A 12,637-nucleotide genomic window follows, 5' to 3' on the forward strand; every position below is an offset into this window, starting at 1 on the left:
GAAAGTTACGCCAATTCCTCCGAATGCGCGATCTCAACACCGTACTCAGCCGCGGCATCAAGCATCGTCTGCCACAGGCTTTCGGCAAAGGTCGCAAACACCAGCAGGTTGAACACGGCCTGCCCATCCGGCCGATCGCCGCCGCGCCAGAGCGTGACGCTGGTATGATCCATCGAGGTTGCGGCAGCCGCGCCAACCGGGAATGCGCCTGTGTGCAGATCGATCGACGACAGCTTGGCCAGCATGGTGCGGGCCTTGGCGCCGGAGATGCTGATCAGCGCGCGTGCGTGCGACTGGTCCGACAGCGAGGCGGGGCCGGACAATGCCGGCGCCACCGTGTCCATCGTGTGCTTGCCGCCCTTCGAGAGGAGGAAGAACTGATCCGGCCCGGACCAGATCAGCGTGGCGTCCAGGCTCTGCACCGCCTTCGGCGCATCCGGGGCAGGAACGCCGAAACGGGCCTTGCACGCTTCTGCCAGTTCGGCCGCTTTGCCGCGCCGCGCCATCACCTGGACCAGCTCGAAATTGCGGATCTCGGTCAACGAGACGCCGGCCTCGATATTGCGTGCGCCATGCGCGCCGTCGACAAGCGCATGCTCGAGCGGACTGCGGGGAGACCAGGAAAACTCAGCCACGCTGGCGCCCTCCATCCGCATCGTAGAAGACGGGATTGCAGAGCTCGACGTCATAGTCCTCGCCGCGCAGCGGGTCATGCGCATGAACAATCTCGCCGATGCGGTCGCGGCCACGTTCGACAAGGCCGAGCCCGATCCATTGATCGAGCGTTGGCGAGAAGCAGACCGAGGTGACATAGCCCTGGTCGTTGCCCGGTCCCGGCGTCTGCCCCTTCGGAATGATGTGCGCACCGGAGCGCAGGCGCTTTGCCTTGTCGACGGGCTTGATGCCGACCACGACCTGGCGGTCCGGCGCGACCAGCGCCTCGCGTCCGGCCATGACGCGGCCGACAAAATCCTTCTTGGTCGACATCATCTTGCCGAGGCCAAGATCGGCGGCCGTCGTCGTGCCGCTCAGTTCCGGTCCGGCGACATGGCCCTTTTCGACGCGCATGACACCGAGCGCCTCGGTGCCGTAAGGCGTGACGCCGAATGGCGCGCCGGCCAGCATCAGATTGCGCGCCATGGCATCGCCGAAGCGCGCCGGCACCGAAATCTCGAATGCCATTTCGCCGGAAAACGAGATGCGGAACAGCCGCGCCTTGATGCCGCCGCGCAGCCCAACTTCGCGTGCGCCCATGAACGGAAAGCCTTCATTGGACAGGTCCTCCGCCGGATCGACGATCTCCTTGAGCAGGTCACGGGTCTTCGGCCCGGCGATCGAGAATTGCGCCCACTGGTCTGAGACCGAAGTCAGTTGCACGTCGAGTTCGGGAAACAGCACCTGCCGGCAGAATTCGAGATGCTGCATCACCAGCCCGGCCTTGGCGGTGGTGGTGGTCAGGAAATAATGGTCCTCGGCCAGCCGCGACGTGGTGCCGTCGTCATAGACGATGCCGTCCTCGCGCAGCATCAGCCCGTAGCGGGCCTTGCCGACGGCGAGATTGGAGAAGGTGTTGATGTAGACGCGGTCGAGGAAGGCGCCGGCATCCGGGCCATGCACGTCGATCTTACCGAGCGTCGAGACATCGCAGAAGCCGACGCCGCCGCGCACCGCCTTGACCTCGCGGGTTACCGATTCCAGCCAGTCCTTCTCGCCGGCGCGCGGATACCATTGCGCCCGCTTCCACAGCCCTGTGTCGACGAAAACAGCACCCTGTTCGGCGGCCCAGTGATGCGACGGCGTCAGCCGAGTCGCGTGGAACGTCTCATCGCGATGATGGCCGGCGAAGGCGCCGATGGCGACCGGTACATAGGGCGGGCGGTAGATCGTCGTACCGGTCTCGGGAATGGATCGGCCGCTGACCGCAGCCATGATGGCGAGGCCGGCGACATTGGAGGTCTTGCCCTGGTCGGTGGCCATGCCGAGCGTCGTGTAGCGCTTCAGATGCTCGACCGATTCAAAGCCTTCGCGTTGCGCCAGTTCGATGTCGGAAGCGGTGACGTCATGCTGGTAATCGACAAAGGCCTTGCCCTTGCCGGCGACATGCCAGAGCGGTGTGAGCGAGAAGGCTTCGCTATCCGCGACAGGCGCCGTGCCGGCCTTGCCGTTGTGCCCTGCGTCGTGCGCCGCTGCGCTGCCGGCGGCGAAGCCTTCGGCCAGGCAGGCGCCGAGCCCGAAGGCGCCATTGGCGGCACCGGCGGCCACCATGCCGGGCGGCGCGCCATCCGGCACGAAGGCGGCGATGCTATCTTGCCATTTCGGCCGGCCGCGATGATAGGAGGTCAGCCCGACGGCCGGGTTCCAGCCGCCGGAAACGGCAAGCCCGTCGGCCTCGACTTCGGCGCGTGCGCCGCCGGTGAGTGAGACCGCGATTTTCCTGACACCATCCTTGCCGCCATCGACGCCGCTGACGGATCCGTGCAACACCGGGAAGCCACCCTTGGAAGCGAGCGAGCGATGGGCAGGCGAGACATCCGGCCGCGCATCGATGACCGCTGCTATCTGCAATCCGGCACCGAGTGCGGTCTCGACCGTGCGCCAGCCATCCTCATTGTTGGTGAACAGCGCGATGCGTTTCGCCGGTGTCGCAGCGTAGCGCGCGACATAGGTGCGCATGGCGGAAGCCATCATCACGCCGGGCGTGTCGTTGCCGGCAAAGACGATCGGCCGCTCGATGGCGCCGGCCGCCACCACGCAGCGCCTGGCCACGATCCGCCACAGCCGCTGGCGCACCTGGTGCTCCGGCGGCGAGGGCAGATGGTCGTTGACCCGCTCGATCGCGCCATAGGTGCCGCCGTCATAGACGCCGAACAGCGTCGTGCGGGTCATGATGCGGACATCGGGCATTGCCGCCAGTTCGCCCAGCGTCCGCGAAAGCCATTCCGCTGCCGGCAGGCCATCGATCGTGCCGCCGTCAGACTGCAGGCGGCCACCGAGCGAAAAATCCTCCTCGCACAGGATGACACGGGCACCCGAGCGTCCGGCAGCCAGTGCCGCGGCCAGGCCGGCTGGGCCGGAGCCGGCGATCAGCACGTCGCAATGCGCCCACGCCTTGTCATAGTGGTCGGGATCGGCAACGCCTGCCGCACGGCCGAGACCGGCGGCGCGGCGGATCGCCGGTTCGTAGATCGCTTCCCAGAACTTGGCCGGCCACATGAAGGTCTTGTAGTAGAAGCCGGCGACGAAGATCGGCGCGAACAGCTGGTTCACCGACATCACATCGTGGCGCAGCGACGGCCAGCGGTTCTGGCTGGCGGCCTCGAGCCCTTCATAGAGTTCGGCCGTCGTCGCCTTGGTGTTCGGCTCGCGTCTTGCGCCGGTGCGCAATTCAACCAGCGCGTTGGGCTCTTCCGATCCGGCGGTCAGGATGCCGCGCGGGCGATGGTACTTGAACGAGCGGCCAACCAGCTTGACGCCATTGGCGATCAGTGCCGAGGCCAGCGTGTCGCCCTGGAACCCGGAGAAAGTTTTGCCGTCGAAGCGAAAATTCAGCGGCGCCGAGCGGTCGATGAGGCCGCCTGTATCCAGCCGGTTTGTCTGCGCGCCGGCCATCACGCGCCAACCTTCGCGGCACCGGCGCCAGCCGCCGGCTCAACCGAAGAAATCTCGTGTGTCAGCGTGTTGCGGCCAACCTTCAGCCAGGCCCGGCAGCCACCGCCATGGTACCAGTGTTCACTGGTCTCGCCGGCGACATTGTCGCGCAGATAGACATAGTCGAAGACGTCGTCCTCCGAAGTGCCGGCCGCCGGCCGCACCGGCTTGGCATCGCCCAGATAGGTGAACTCGCCGAGTTCGCGTTCGCCGCAGAAGGGACAGACAATGCGCATGGTTTCCTGTCCGTCCTCAGTGCAGGTTCGGTTGGGCGCCCTGGCCCTTTTCGTCGATCATCGCACCGCGCCGGAAGCGGTCGAGGCGGAACCGCGCGGCTTCTTCATGCGGCGTGTCACGGGCCAGCAGATGCGCAAAGACAAGACCCGATCCCGGCGTCGCCTTGAAGCCGCCATAGCACCAGCCGGCGTTGAGGTAGAGCCCATCGACCGGCGTCTTGTCGATGATCGGCGAGCCGTCCATCGACATGTCCATGATGCCGCCCCACTGGCGCAGCAGGCGCACACGGCCGATCATCGGCATCAGCGCCATGCCGCCCTCGCAGACATCCTCCATCACAGGCATGTTGCCGCGCTGGGCGTAGGAATTGTAGCCGTCGATGTCGCCGCCGAAGACCAGCCCGCCCTTGTCCGACTGGCTGACGTAGAAATGCCCGGCGCCGAAGGTCATGACCCCGGGGATCAGCGGCTTGATCGCCTCGGAGACGAAGGCCTGCAGCACATGGCTCTCGATCGGCAGGCGCAGGCCGGCCATCGCCGCGACGCGCGAGGAACTGCCGGCCACCGCCATGCCGACCTTGCCGGCGCCGATCTTGCCGCGCGAGGTCTCGACGCCGGTCACCTTGCCGTTGGCGTCGCGGGTAAAGCCGGTCACCTCGCAGTTCTGGATGATGTCGACGCCGAGCGCGCTTGCCGCATGGGCGTAGCCCCAGACCACGGCATCGTGGCGCGCCGTGCCGCCACGTCGCTGCAAGAGCCCGCCCTGCACCGGAAAGCGCGCATTGTCGAAGTTCAGGAACGGGATCATCTTCTTGACCGCGGCGAGGTCGAGCAGTTCGGCGTCGATGCCATTGATGCGCATGGTGTTGCCGCGCCGCGCATAGGCGTCGCGCTGCGCATCGGAGTGGTAGAGGTTGATGACGCCGCGCTGGCTGACCATCGTGTTGTAGTTGAGGTCCTGCTCCATCCGCTCCCACAGCTTCATCGACAATTCGTAGAAGCCGGTGTTGCCGGGCAGGCCGTAATTGGAGCGGATGATGGTGGTGTTGCGGCCGGCATTGCCGGAGCCGATCCAGCCTTTTTCGAGCACGGCGACATTCTTGATGCCGTACTCGCTGGCGAGGAACCAGGCGGTGGCCAGACCATGGCCGCCGCCGCCGATGATCACCACGTCGTAGCGGTCCTTCGGCGTGGCATCGCGCCAGGTGCGCTGCCAGTTCTTGTGGCCGGAGAGCGCGGCGCGGGCGAGCGAGAAGATCGAGTATTTCATCAGTTCATTCCGAGGTCGCTCGCACCACGCAGGCTGCTAGATTCCCTAGATGTCCAGCGTGTGGTCGCGCTCCCATTGCGTGAAGTGCGAAGCATAGGAATTCCATTCCTGGTGCTTCAGCTTTAGGTAGGCCGACGAGAATTCCTCACCCAGCGCCGCCTTCAGCGATTTGTCCTTGTCGAACTCGCGCAAGGCGTCGAGCAGGTTGAGCGGCAGCTTCGGCGCGCCCTTCACCGTGTGGCCGTGCTGGTACATGTCGATGTCGTAGCGCTTGCCGGGATCAGCCTTCGAACGAATGCCGTCGAGGCCGGCGGCGATGATGACCGCCTGCAGGAGGTAAGGGTTGGCCGCGCCGTCGGGCAGGCGCAGTTCGAAGCGGCCGGGGCCGGGCACGCGCACCATGTGGGTGCGGTTGTTGCCGGTCCAGGTCACCGTGTTCGGCGCCCAGGTGGCACCCGAGATGGTGCGCGGTGCGTTGATGCGCTTGTAGGAATTGACCGTCGGGTTGGTGATCGCCGCAAGTGCCGAGGCATGCTTCATGATGCCGCCAAGGAAATTCTTGCCCTTCGCCGACAGCCCGAGCTCCAACGAATTGTCGGCGAAGACATTGGTCTTGCCGGCCTTGTCCCAGACCGAGATATGAGCATGGCAGCCATTGCCGGTCAGGCCCTGGAAGGGTTTGGGCATGAAGGTCGCGCGCAGACCATGCTTTTCCGCGATCGACTTGACCATGAACTTGAAGAAGGAGTGCTTGTCGGCGGTCGCCAGCGCATCGTCGAACGCCCAGTTCATCTCGAACTGGCCGTTGGCGTCCTCATGGTCGTTCTGGTAGGCGCCCCAGCCGAGCGCCAGCATGTGGTCGCAGATCTCGGCGATGACATCATAGCGGCGCATCACCGCTTGCTGGTCGTAGCAGGGCTTCGACGCGGTGTCGTATTGGTCGGAAATTGTCTTGCCGTCCGGCGAGATCAGGAAGAACTCGGCCTCGACGCCAGTCTTGACGTGCATGCCGTCACTGGCAGCTTCGGCGATCAGTCGCTTCAGCGTGTTGCGCGGCGCCTGGTCGACTTCCTTGTCGTCCATGATGCAGTTGGCGGCGACCCAGGCGACTTCCGGCTTCCACGGCAGCTGGATGACCGAATCCGGATCCGGCACCGCCAGCATGTCGGGATGCGCCGGCGTGAGATCCAGCCAGGTGGCGAAACCGGCGAAGCCGGCGCCGTCCTTCTGCATGTCGGCGATCGCCTGCGCCGGCACCAGCTTGGCTCGCTGGCCACCGAACAGGTCGGTGTAGGAAATCATGAAATATTTGACGTTTTTCGCCCTTGCGAATTCTGCAAGATCAGCTGTCACGGAAGTTCCCCATTTTTTTGTCGATTGTTGGTGGGCTTCGGCCCTTCTTGATTAGAAGCCGTTCTTCCCCGGTATCCAGTTGGTGCCGGCCAGCGGTACGCCGGCCATTGCGGCTGCCTCGATCGTCAGCGCGACGAGGTCCTCGGGTTCGAGATTGTGCAGGCTGTTCTTGCCGCAGGCGCGGGCGATGGTCTGAGCTTCCAGTGTCATCACCTTCAAATAGTTCGCCAGCCGGCGTCCGGCGGCGACCGGGTCGACGCGCTTCATCAGTTCCGGATCCTGCGTGGTGATGCCGGCCGGATCGCGGCCCTCGTGCCAGTCATCATAGGCGCCGGCGGTGGTGCCGAGCTCGTTATACTCAGCTTCCCAACGCGGATCATTGTCGCCGAGCGCGACAAGGGCAGCAGTGCCGATGGAGACCGCATCGACGCCGAGCGCCAGCGCCTTGGCGACGTCGGCGCCGTTGCGGATGCCACCGGAGACGATCAGCTGCACCTTGCGGTGCATGCCGAGATCCTGCAGCGCCTGCACCGCCGGCCTGATGCAGGCGAGCGTCGGCTGGCCGACATTTTCGATGAACACTTCCTGCGTCGCGGCGGTGCCGCCCTGCATGCCGTCGACGACGACGACATCGGCGCCGGCCTTCACGGCAAGGGCGGTGTCGTAGTAGGGGCGGGCGCCACCGACCTTGACGTAGATCGGCTTCTCCCAGTCGGTGATTTCGCGCAGTTCGAGGATCTTGATCTCAAGATCGTCGGGCCCGGTCCAGTCGGGATGGCGCGAGGCCGAACGCTGGTCGATGCCTTTCGGCAGCGTGCGCATTTCGGCGACGCGGTCGGAAATCTTCTGACCAAGCAGCATGCCGCCGCCACCCGGCTTGGCGCCCTGGCCGACGACGACCTCGATCGCATCGGCGCGGCGCAGGTCGCGCAGGTTCATGCCGTAGCGCGATGGCAGGTATTGATAGACCAGTGTCTTCGAATGGCCGCGCTCTTCCTCGGTCATGCCGCCATCGCCTGTCGTGGTCGAAGTGCCCGACAGCGTCGCTCCGCGCCCAAGGGCCTCCTTGGCCGGGCCGGACAGCGAGCCAAAGCTCATGCCGGCGATGGTGATCGGGATCTTCAGTTCGATCGGCTTCTTGGCATGGCGCGAACCAAGCACGACGCTGGTGTCGCAGCGCTCGCGATAGCCTTCGAGCGGATAGCGCGAGATCGAGGCGCCGAGGAACAGCAGGTCATCGAAATGCGGCAGCTTGCGCTTGGCACCGGCGCCACGAATGTCGTAGATGCCGGTCGCCGCGGCGCGGCGGATTTCAGAAAGCGTGTAGTCGTCGAAGGTCGCGGATTTGCGCGGCGTCGTCGGCGGGTTCCTGTAGGTCATGCTGCCTCAATACGCGTCGGCGTTGTCGATATTGAAATTGTAAAGCGTGCGCGCCGAGCCGTAGCGCTTGAACTCTGTCGGCTTCACGCCGGTCACGCCGGCGCGATCGAGCAGGCCCTGCAGCAGTTCCAGATGTTCGGCACGCATCTCCTTGGCGATGCAGTCGGCGCCCAGGCTGTCGACCTTGCCGCGCACGAACAGCCGCGCTTCGTAGATGGAATCGCCCAGCGCATCGCCGGCATCGCCCAGCACCACCAGATTGCCGGACTGCGCCATGAAGGCCGACATGTGGCCGATATTGCCGTGCACGACGATGTCGATGCCCTTCATCGAGATGCCGCAACGCGACGAGGCATTGCCTTCGATGACCAGCAGTCCACCCTTGCCGGTGGCGCCGGCATATTGGCTGGCATCGCCTTTGACCGTGATCGAACCCGACATCATGTTCTCGCCGACGCCGGGTCCTGCCGAACCATGCACGGTGATCGTGCTGCCGGAATTCATGCCGCCGCAGTAATAGCCGACGCTGCCACGCACATCGATGGTAACAGGCTGGTCGACGCCGACGGCGACCGAATGATTGCCTTTCGGGTTCAGCACTTCCCATGCCGTTTCATTCGAGCCGGGAGCCAGATTGTGCAGCGCCTGGTTGAGTTCGCGCAGCGACATCTGGTCGAGGTCGAAGATTCTCGATGCGTGGTCGTGCGCCGCCGTCTTTGAAAGCTTGGTTGCCGGCATGAACTCAATGCTCCCAGAAATAGACGGTTGCAGGCTCGGGTTCCCAGACCCTCGCATTGTCTATGCCGGGCAATTTGCTCAGCGCGCGATACTCCGAGCCGAAGGCGACATACTGGTCGGTTTCGGCCATCACGGCGGGCTTGCAGGCGATCGGATCGCGCACGACGCCAAAACCGTTCTTGGTGCCGACGACAAAGGTGAAGAAGCCGTCGAGGTCGGACAGCGTGCCTTCCAGCGCTTCGCCCAGATTCTTGCCATGCGCCATCTGCGACGAGAGATAGGCGGCCGCCACTTCCGTGTCGTTTTCGGTTTCGAAGGTCATGCCCTCGCGGATCAGTTCGCGGCGGACATTGTTGTGGTTGGACAGTGACCCATTGTGCACTAGGCACTGGTCGGCGCCGGTCGAGAACGGATGCGCGCCCATGGTCGTCACCGCCGATTCCGTCGCCATGCGGGTATGGCCGATGCCGTGGGTGCCGGTCATGCTGCGGACGTCGAAGCGGTCGACGACTGCCTCAGGCAAGCCGACTTCCTTGTAGATCTCGACCACGTCGCCGGCGCCCATGATGCGGATGTCGGGGCGCAGCACCTGGATGGCTTCGCGCGCCTCGTCGATCTTGGCCGGCGTGGTCCTGACCACGGCATGGGTGGATTTCACGGCGATCGTTACCGGCGTGGCGATGGCCTTGGCGAGTTCAGCCTCGAGGCCGTGGAAATCGCGTTCCGGCTTGGCCGACTGGATGGTGATCTTGGCCTCATTCCTGGAAGGCGCGCCATAGATGGCGATGCCGGCGCTGTCCGGACCCCGATCGCTGAGCGAGATCAGCATCTGCGACAGCATCGAGCCCAACTGGGGTTCGAGCGCCTTGTCCTTCAAAAACAGTCCGACAATTCCACACATGTCAGCCTCCCGGTGTTTACAGCTATGAGATGATGTATCGAATGAGTCCCCCGAATTCAATCACATGAAAAAAATTTTCCTCTAGTTACGTATGCGGCTCAATGCCGCTCTGCGCACTATCGTTGCCTCGCTGGGCATTGTGAACCCATTTGGCGGTGCGGATACGGGCGATCTTGTAGGCGTCGAGGATCGACAGCGCATAGATCAGGAAGCCGCCGGCATGACGTCCGACGAAGCTGGCGTCCGCTGGTGCGATCTTGGCGGTGACCCACGCCAGGATCACCATGAAGAAAAGAAACTGCAGGCCGCGCACCGGCACGCCGAGCATGACGTGTCCGCTTGCCGGCAGCACGATTGCCGCGCCGAGAACCAGATACGGGCTAGGAGGGGTGGGGGCGGTGGCGGAATTGGTCATGCGGCTTGCCGTTCGCTTTGGTTGATGGCGTCGCGAAGCGCCGACATTGACACCAGCAGTCTCTCGATCAGCGCTGGATCGACTGTCGCATCACCAAATTCGGCTTGCCGGAAGACGCCGTAGCGCGCCCGCTCGGCCTCGGCCAGCAGCCAGACAATGCGTATCCCCTTGGGCGTGATCAGCAGTTCCTTGGCGCGCCCTTCGGAGAAGATCTCGATATGGCTGGCGATGATGCCTTGCGGAAAACGCGCACCCCTGCGGTCGGTGCGCAGCACGGCCTCGGCTGGAAATCCCGGAGCCTTCGGCAGGGTATGGTCGAGATGATCGAAATTGGAGAAGGTCGTCGGCGAGCCCGGCCGCATCATCATGTCGAAGGTGCCGGGCACAGACACGGGCTCGGTGATCGAGACGCTCAGCCAGCGCGCCGGGAGTTTTCGCGTTGCCAGCGTATCGACGATGGTGCGCAGCTGGACGCGCCGACCGTTCCAGGAACCCTCCCAGGTGATGACACCCGCGGTGCCGTCGGAAACATCAGCTGCGTCGGCAATGACGGTACGAATGCTGGCATGGTCGATGGCGAGCGCCACTGACGCCCTGTTGCTGCTGGCGCGCGCCAGCCAGGCAAGGTGGAGAACGAGGGCCAGGACAATTGCCCCGGCAAGCAGTGCTGATGTCACCTCGGACATTTTGTCATGCCAGGCCCATCCGGAATACGGACGGGCCTACTCCCATCAATAACCCTGCGGCTTCGGCCACGGCATGGTGAACTGATCGCCGCGCCGCACGAATTTGTAGCGGTAGAAATGGAACCATAGCGAGATCAGGAAATAGAAGGCGACCATGGCGATCAGCTGCGAGCCGAAGCCGAGGAAGATGGCGAAGAAGGTCACCACGCACAGGCAGAACAGCACGATCGCCGGCAGCGGATGGAACGGATGCGTGTAGCCGCGGCGGATCGAGCCGAGCGGCCATTTCTTCCTGAACATGATGATGTTGATGCTCATGAACGTGTATTGCAGCACGCCCGACAGGATGGAGAAGGTGATCGCCTGGTTGAGGTCGGCGATGAAGGCGAAAGCGAGCGCGATCGGCAGCAGGAACAGGATCGAGCGATAGGGCGTGCGATATTTCGGATGCACGGCCGAGAACCAGGTCGGCAGATAGCGGTCGCGGCCGAGCGAGAACCAGGCGCGCGCCGCGTCGTTGATGCAGCCATTTGCGGAGGCCAGCGCGGCAAGCAGTGTCGCGATGAACAGCAGGTTCTCGAGCAGCGGGCTGCCGGTCAGCTTGCCGGCGTCCCACAGCGGGTAGTAGGTGATGCCGAGATACTCCCACGGCATCATCGAAGCGCAGACATACCAGGTCATGGCGGCGGCGATCAAAAGCGTGATCATGCCGGCCATCGTGCCGTAAGGCAGCGAGCGCGCAGGCGAACGCACTTCCTCAGCCGCCTGCGTGGTCCCCTCGATGCCGAGATAATACCAGATGCCGAACTGGAAGGCGGCGATGACGCCGATCCAGCCATAGGGCAGGGCGTTGCCGGGAGTGACCAGTTCATTGAGCTTCAGCACCGCTCCTTGCGTCCACGGGCTGACCGAAAAGAACAGGATGACGATCGAGATGTAGGCGATTGCGGTGATGACGAAGTTGACGTTGAGCGTCATCAGCACGCCGCGATAATTCAGCCACGCCAGCACCACGATGGTGGCGGCGATGAAGGAATTGTGGGTGAGCCCTTCGACCCCCGCCTTGGCGACGATGGTGTCGCCGAGCAGGATGGCGTCGGACACTTCGAGCATCGTGTAGGCAAAGACCAGGAACAACGCGACATTGAAGGCCATCAGCGGCCCGACGATGTGCTTGGCCTGCGCATACTGGCCGCCGGCGGCGGCCACGGTCGATGTCACCTCGGAATCGATCATCGCGACCGAGGTGTAGAGCAGCCCGACGACCCAGCAGACGATCAGCGCGGCGAGTGCGCCGCCCTTGTCGGCGGCAAAGTTCCAGCCGGTGAATTCGCCGACGAGCACGATGCCGACACCGAGCGCCCAGACATGTGCCGGGCCAAGCACGCGCAGCAGTGAAACCCTGTCTCCGTGGACTGCCGGTTCAAGTGTGACCGTCATTGTTCAATCCCCACTCAGATCCGGTGTTTTTCGGAAACGGCCTCAAGCTCGCCTTCGCGCGACGAGGTCAGCACCTCTTCGGAGAAGGTCGTGTCGATCTTGAACCAGTCGTAGAGCATCCACAAAGCGAGCACGATCGAGATGCCCCAGCATGCGTAAGAGAGTGCCATCCACATGATCGTGTCCCCGGATTACTTGTCGTCGAATTTTTCGTTGATGACGTCACGGTATTCGCGGTCGGATGCGCGGAACAGGAAGACGAAATAACCGATCAGCACCGCGGCCATGATGATCAGCGTCGGCCAGTCGATGACATAGTGGAAGCGGTTCTGGATGATGTCGTGCGCGGTCTCGGGCGTGTAGCCGAGCTTTTCCCAGATCGAGGCCATGGTCGGGTTCTGGCCCAGCGCTTCCCAGGTCTTGGCGTCGAGCGCGTCGATGGACTTCGCCGCACCGGCGAGGCCCATCTTGAGGGGCAGCCACAGCGCCACGAAAATGGCGACCACGACCACGACGATATCGAAAATCTGCCCGGCCTTGCTTTGCTCCGGCGGTGTATAGCGCGGCATC

At 64.0% G+C, this 12,637-nt stretch carries 13 protein-coding genes; all 13 read right to left on the minus strand.

Annotation, left to right across the window (positions count from 1 at the left end; genetic code table 11):
* Positions 1 to 5: 5 nt before the first annotated feature.
* The 13 genes from AC1D10_RS17105 to AC1D10_RS17165 all read right to left on the minus strand — a co-directional run bounded on the left by AC1D10_RS17105 (position 6) and on the right by AC1D10_RS17165 (position 12,636).
* Positions 6 to 635: a sarcosine oxidase subunit gamma gene (locus AC1D10_RS17105; RefSeq protein WP_477273775.1), complete on the minus strand. Its 630-nt coding sequence runs from the start codon at positions 633 to 635 to the stop codon at positions 6 to 8.
* Positions 628 to 3,609, minus strand: coding sequence for a sarcosine oxidase subunit alpha (locus AC1D10_RS17110; RefSeq protein ID WP_477273777.1), 2,982 nt, complete (start codon positions 3,607 to 3,609; stop codon positions 628 to 630). Before AC1D10_RS17110 ends, AC1D10_RS17105 begins: the two co-directional genes overlap by 8 nt.
* Positions 3,609 to 3,884, minus strand: coding sequence for a sarcosine oxidase subunit delta (locus AC1D10_RS17115; protein WP_477273779.1), 276 nt, complete (start codon positions 3,882 to 3,884; stop codon positions 3,609 to 3,611). Before AC1D10_RS17115 ends, AC1D10_RS17110 begins: the two co-directional genes overlap by 1 nt.
* A gap of 16 nt (positions 3,885 to 3,900) precedes the next feature.
* Positions 3,901 to 5,154, minus strand: coding sequence for a sarcosine oxidase subunit beta family protein (locus AC1D10_RS17120; RefSeq protein WP_477273781.1), 1,254 nt, complete (start codon positions 5,152 to 5,154; stop codon positions 3,901 to 3,903).
* A gap of 45 nt (positions 5,155 to 5,199) precedes the next feature.
* Positions 5,200 to 6,507: a type III glutamate--ammonia ligase gene (gene glnT / locus AC1D10_RS17125; RefSeq protein ID WP_477273783.1), complete on the minus strand. Its 1,308-nt coding sequence runs from the start codon at positions 6,505 to 6,507 to the stop codon at positions 5,200 to 5,202.
* Between the two features lie 51 nt (positions 6,508 to 6,558).
* Positions 6,559 to 7,887: an FMN-binding glutamate synthase family protein gene (locus AC1D10_RS17130; protein ID WP_111546931.1), complete on the minus strand. Its 1,329-nt coding sequence runs from the start codon at positions 7,885 to 7,887 to the stop codon at positions 6,559 to 6,561.
* 6 nt (positions 7,888 to 7,893) lie between these two features.
* Positions 7,894 to 8,625, minus strand: a complete 732-nt coding sequence (locus AC1D10_RS17135) for a GltB/FmdC/FwdC-like GXGXG domain-containing protein (RefSeq protein WP_477273785.1) — start codon at positions 8,623 to 8,625, stop codon at positions 7,894 to 7,896.
* A gap of 4 nt (positions 8,626 to 8,629) precedes the next feature.
* Positions 8,630 to 9,526, minus strand: coding sequence for a class II glutamine amidotransferase (locus AC1D10_RS17140; protein ID WP_477273787.1), 897 nt, complete (start codon positions 9,524 to 9,526; stop codon positions 8,630 to 8,632).
* A gap of 85 nt (positions 9,527 to 9,611) precedes the next feature.
* On the minus strand, positions 9,612 to 9,941 hold the full coding sequence (locus tag AC1D10_RS17145; RefSeq protein WP_477273789.1) for a hypothetical protein: 330 nt from the start codon (positions 9,939 to 9,941) through the stop codon (positions 9,612 to 9,614).
* Positions 9,938 to 10,627 (minus strand): hypothetical protein, encoded by a 690-nt coding sequence (locus AC1D10_RS17150; RefSeq protein WP_477273791.1) that lies wholly within the window; start codon positions 10,625 to 10,627, stop codon positions 9,938 to 9,940. The genes AC1D10_RS17145 and AC1D10_RS17150 overlap by 4 nt, the downstream gene beginning before the upstream one ends.
* Positions 10,628 to 10,672: 45 nt before the next feature.
* The gene (locus AC1D10_RS17155; RefSeq protein WP_477273793.1) at positions 10,673 to 12,067 is read right to left on the minus strand and encodes an APC family permease; all 1,395 of its coding nucleotides are present in this window, start codon (positions 12,065 to 12,067) and stop codon (positions 10,673 to 10,675) included.
* A 14-nt stretch (positions 12,068 to 12,081) separates the two neighbouring features.
* Positions 12,082 to 12,243 (minus strand): hypothetical protein, encoded by a 162-nt coding sequence (locus AC1D10_RS17160; protein WP_477273795.1) that lies wholly within the window; start codon positions 12,241 to 12,243, stop codon positions 12,082 to 12,084.
* 15 nt (positions 12,244 to 12,258) lie between these two features.
* Positions 12,259 to 12,636, minus strand: a complete 378-nt coding sequence (locus AC1D10_RS17165) for a hypothetical protein (protein WP_477273797.1) — start codon at positions 12,634 to 12,636, stop codon at positions 12,259 to 12,261.
* Position 12,637 lies beyond the last annotated feature (1 nt).

The organism is Mesorhizobium sp. P2_A8, from assembly GCF_056404935.1.

Bases quoted from the DNA above. Each gene is read 5' to 3' on its own strand.
- AC1D10_RS17160 (WP_477273795.1), bottom strand. From the start codon at position 12,243: ATGTGGATGGCACTCTCTTACGCATGCTGGGGCATCTCGATCGTGCTC.
- AC1D10_RS17150 (WP_477273791.1), bottom strand. From the start codon at position 10,627: ATGTCCGAGGTGACATCAGCACTGCTTGCCGGGGCAATTGTCCTGGCC.
- AC1D10_RS17115 (WP_477273779.1), bottom strand. From the start codon at position 3,884: ATGCGCATTGTCTGTCCCTTCTGCGGCGAACGCGAACTCGGCGAGTTC.
- AC1D10_RS17145 (WP_477273789.1), bottom strand. From the start codon at position 9,941: ATGACCAATTCCGCCACCGCCCCCACCCCTCCTAGCCCGTATCTGGTT.
- AC1D10_RS17140 (WP_477273787.1), bottom strand. From the start codon at position 9,526: ATGTGTGGAATTGTCGGACTGTTTTTGAAGGACAAGGCGCTCGAACCC.
- AC1D10_RS17110 (WP_477273777.1), bottom strand. From the start codon at position 3,609: ATGGCCGGCGCGCAGACAAACCGGCTGGATACAGGCGGCCTCATCGAC.
- AC1D10_RS17165 (WP_477273797.1), bottom strand. From the start codon at position 12,636: ATGCCGCGCTATACACCGCCGGAGCAAAGCAAGGCCGGGCAGATTTTC.
- AC1D10_RS17155 (WP_477273793.1), bottom strand. From the start codon at position 12,067: ATGACGGTCACACTTGAACCGGCAGTCCACGGAGACAGGGTTTCACTG.
- AC1D10_RS17120 (WP_477273781.1), bottom strand. From the start codon at position 5,154: ATGAAATACTCGATCTTCTCGCTCGCCCGCGCCGCGCTCTCCGGCCAC.
- AC1D10_RS17135 (WP_477273785.1), bottom strand. From the start codon at position 8,625: ATGCCGGCAACCAAGCTTTCAAAGACGGCGGCGCACGACCACGCATCG.
- AC1D10_RS17130 (WP_111546931.1), bottom strand. From the start codon at position 7,887: ATGACCTACAGGAACCCGCCGACGACGCCGCGCAAATCCGCGACCTTC.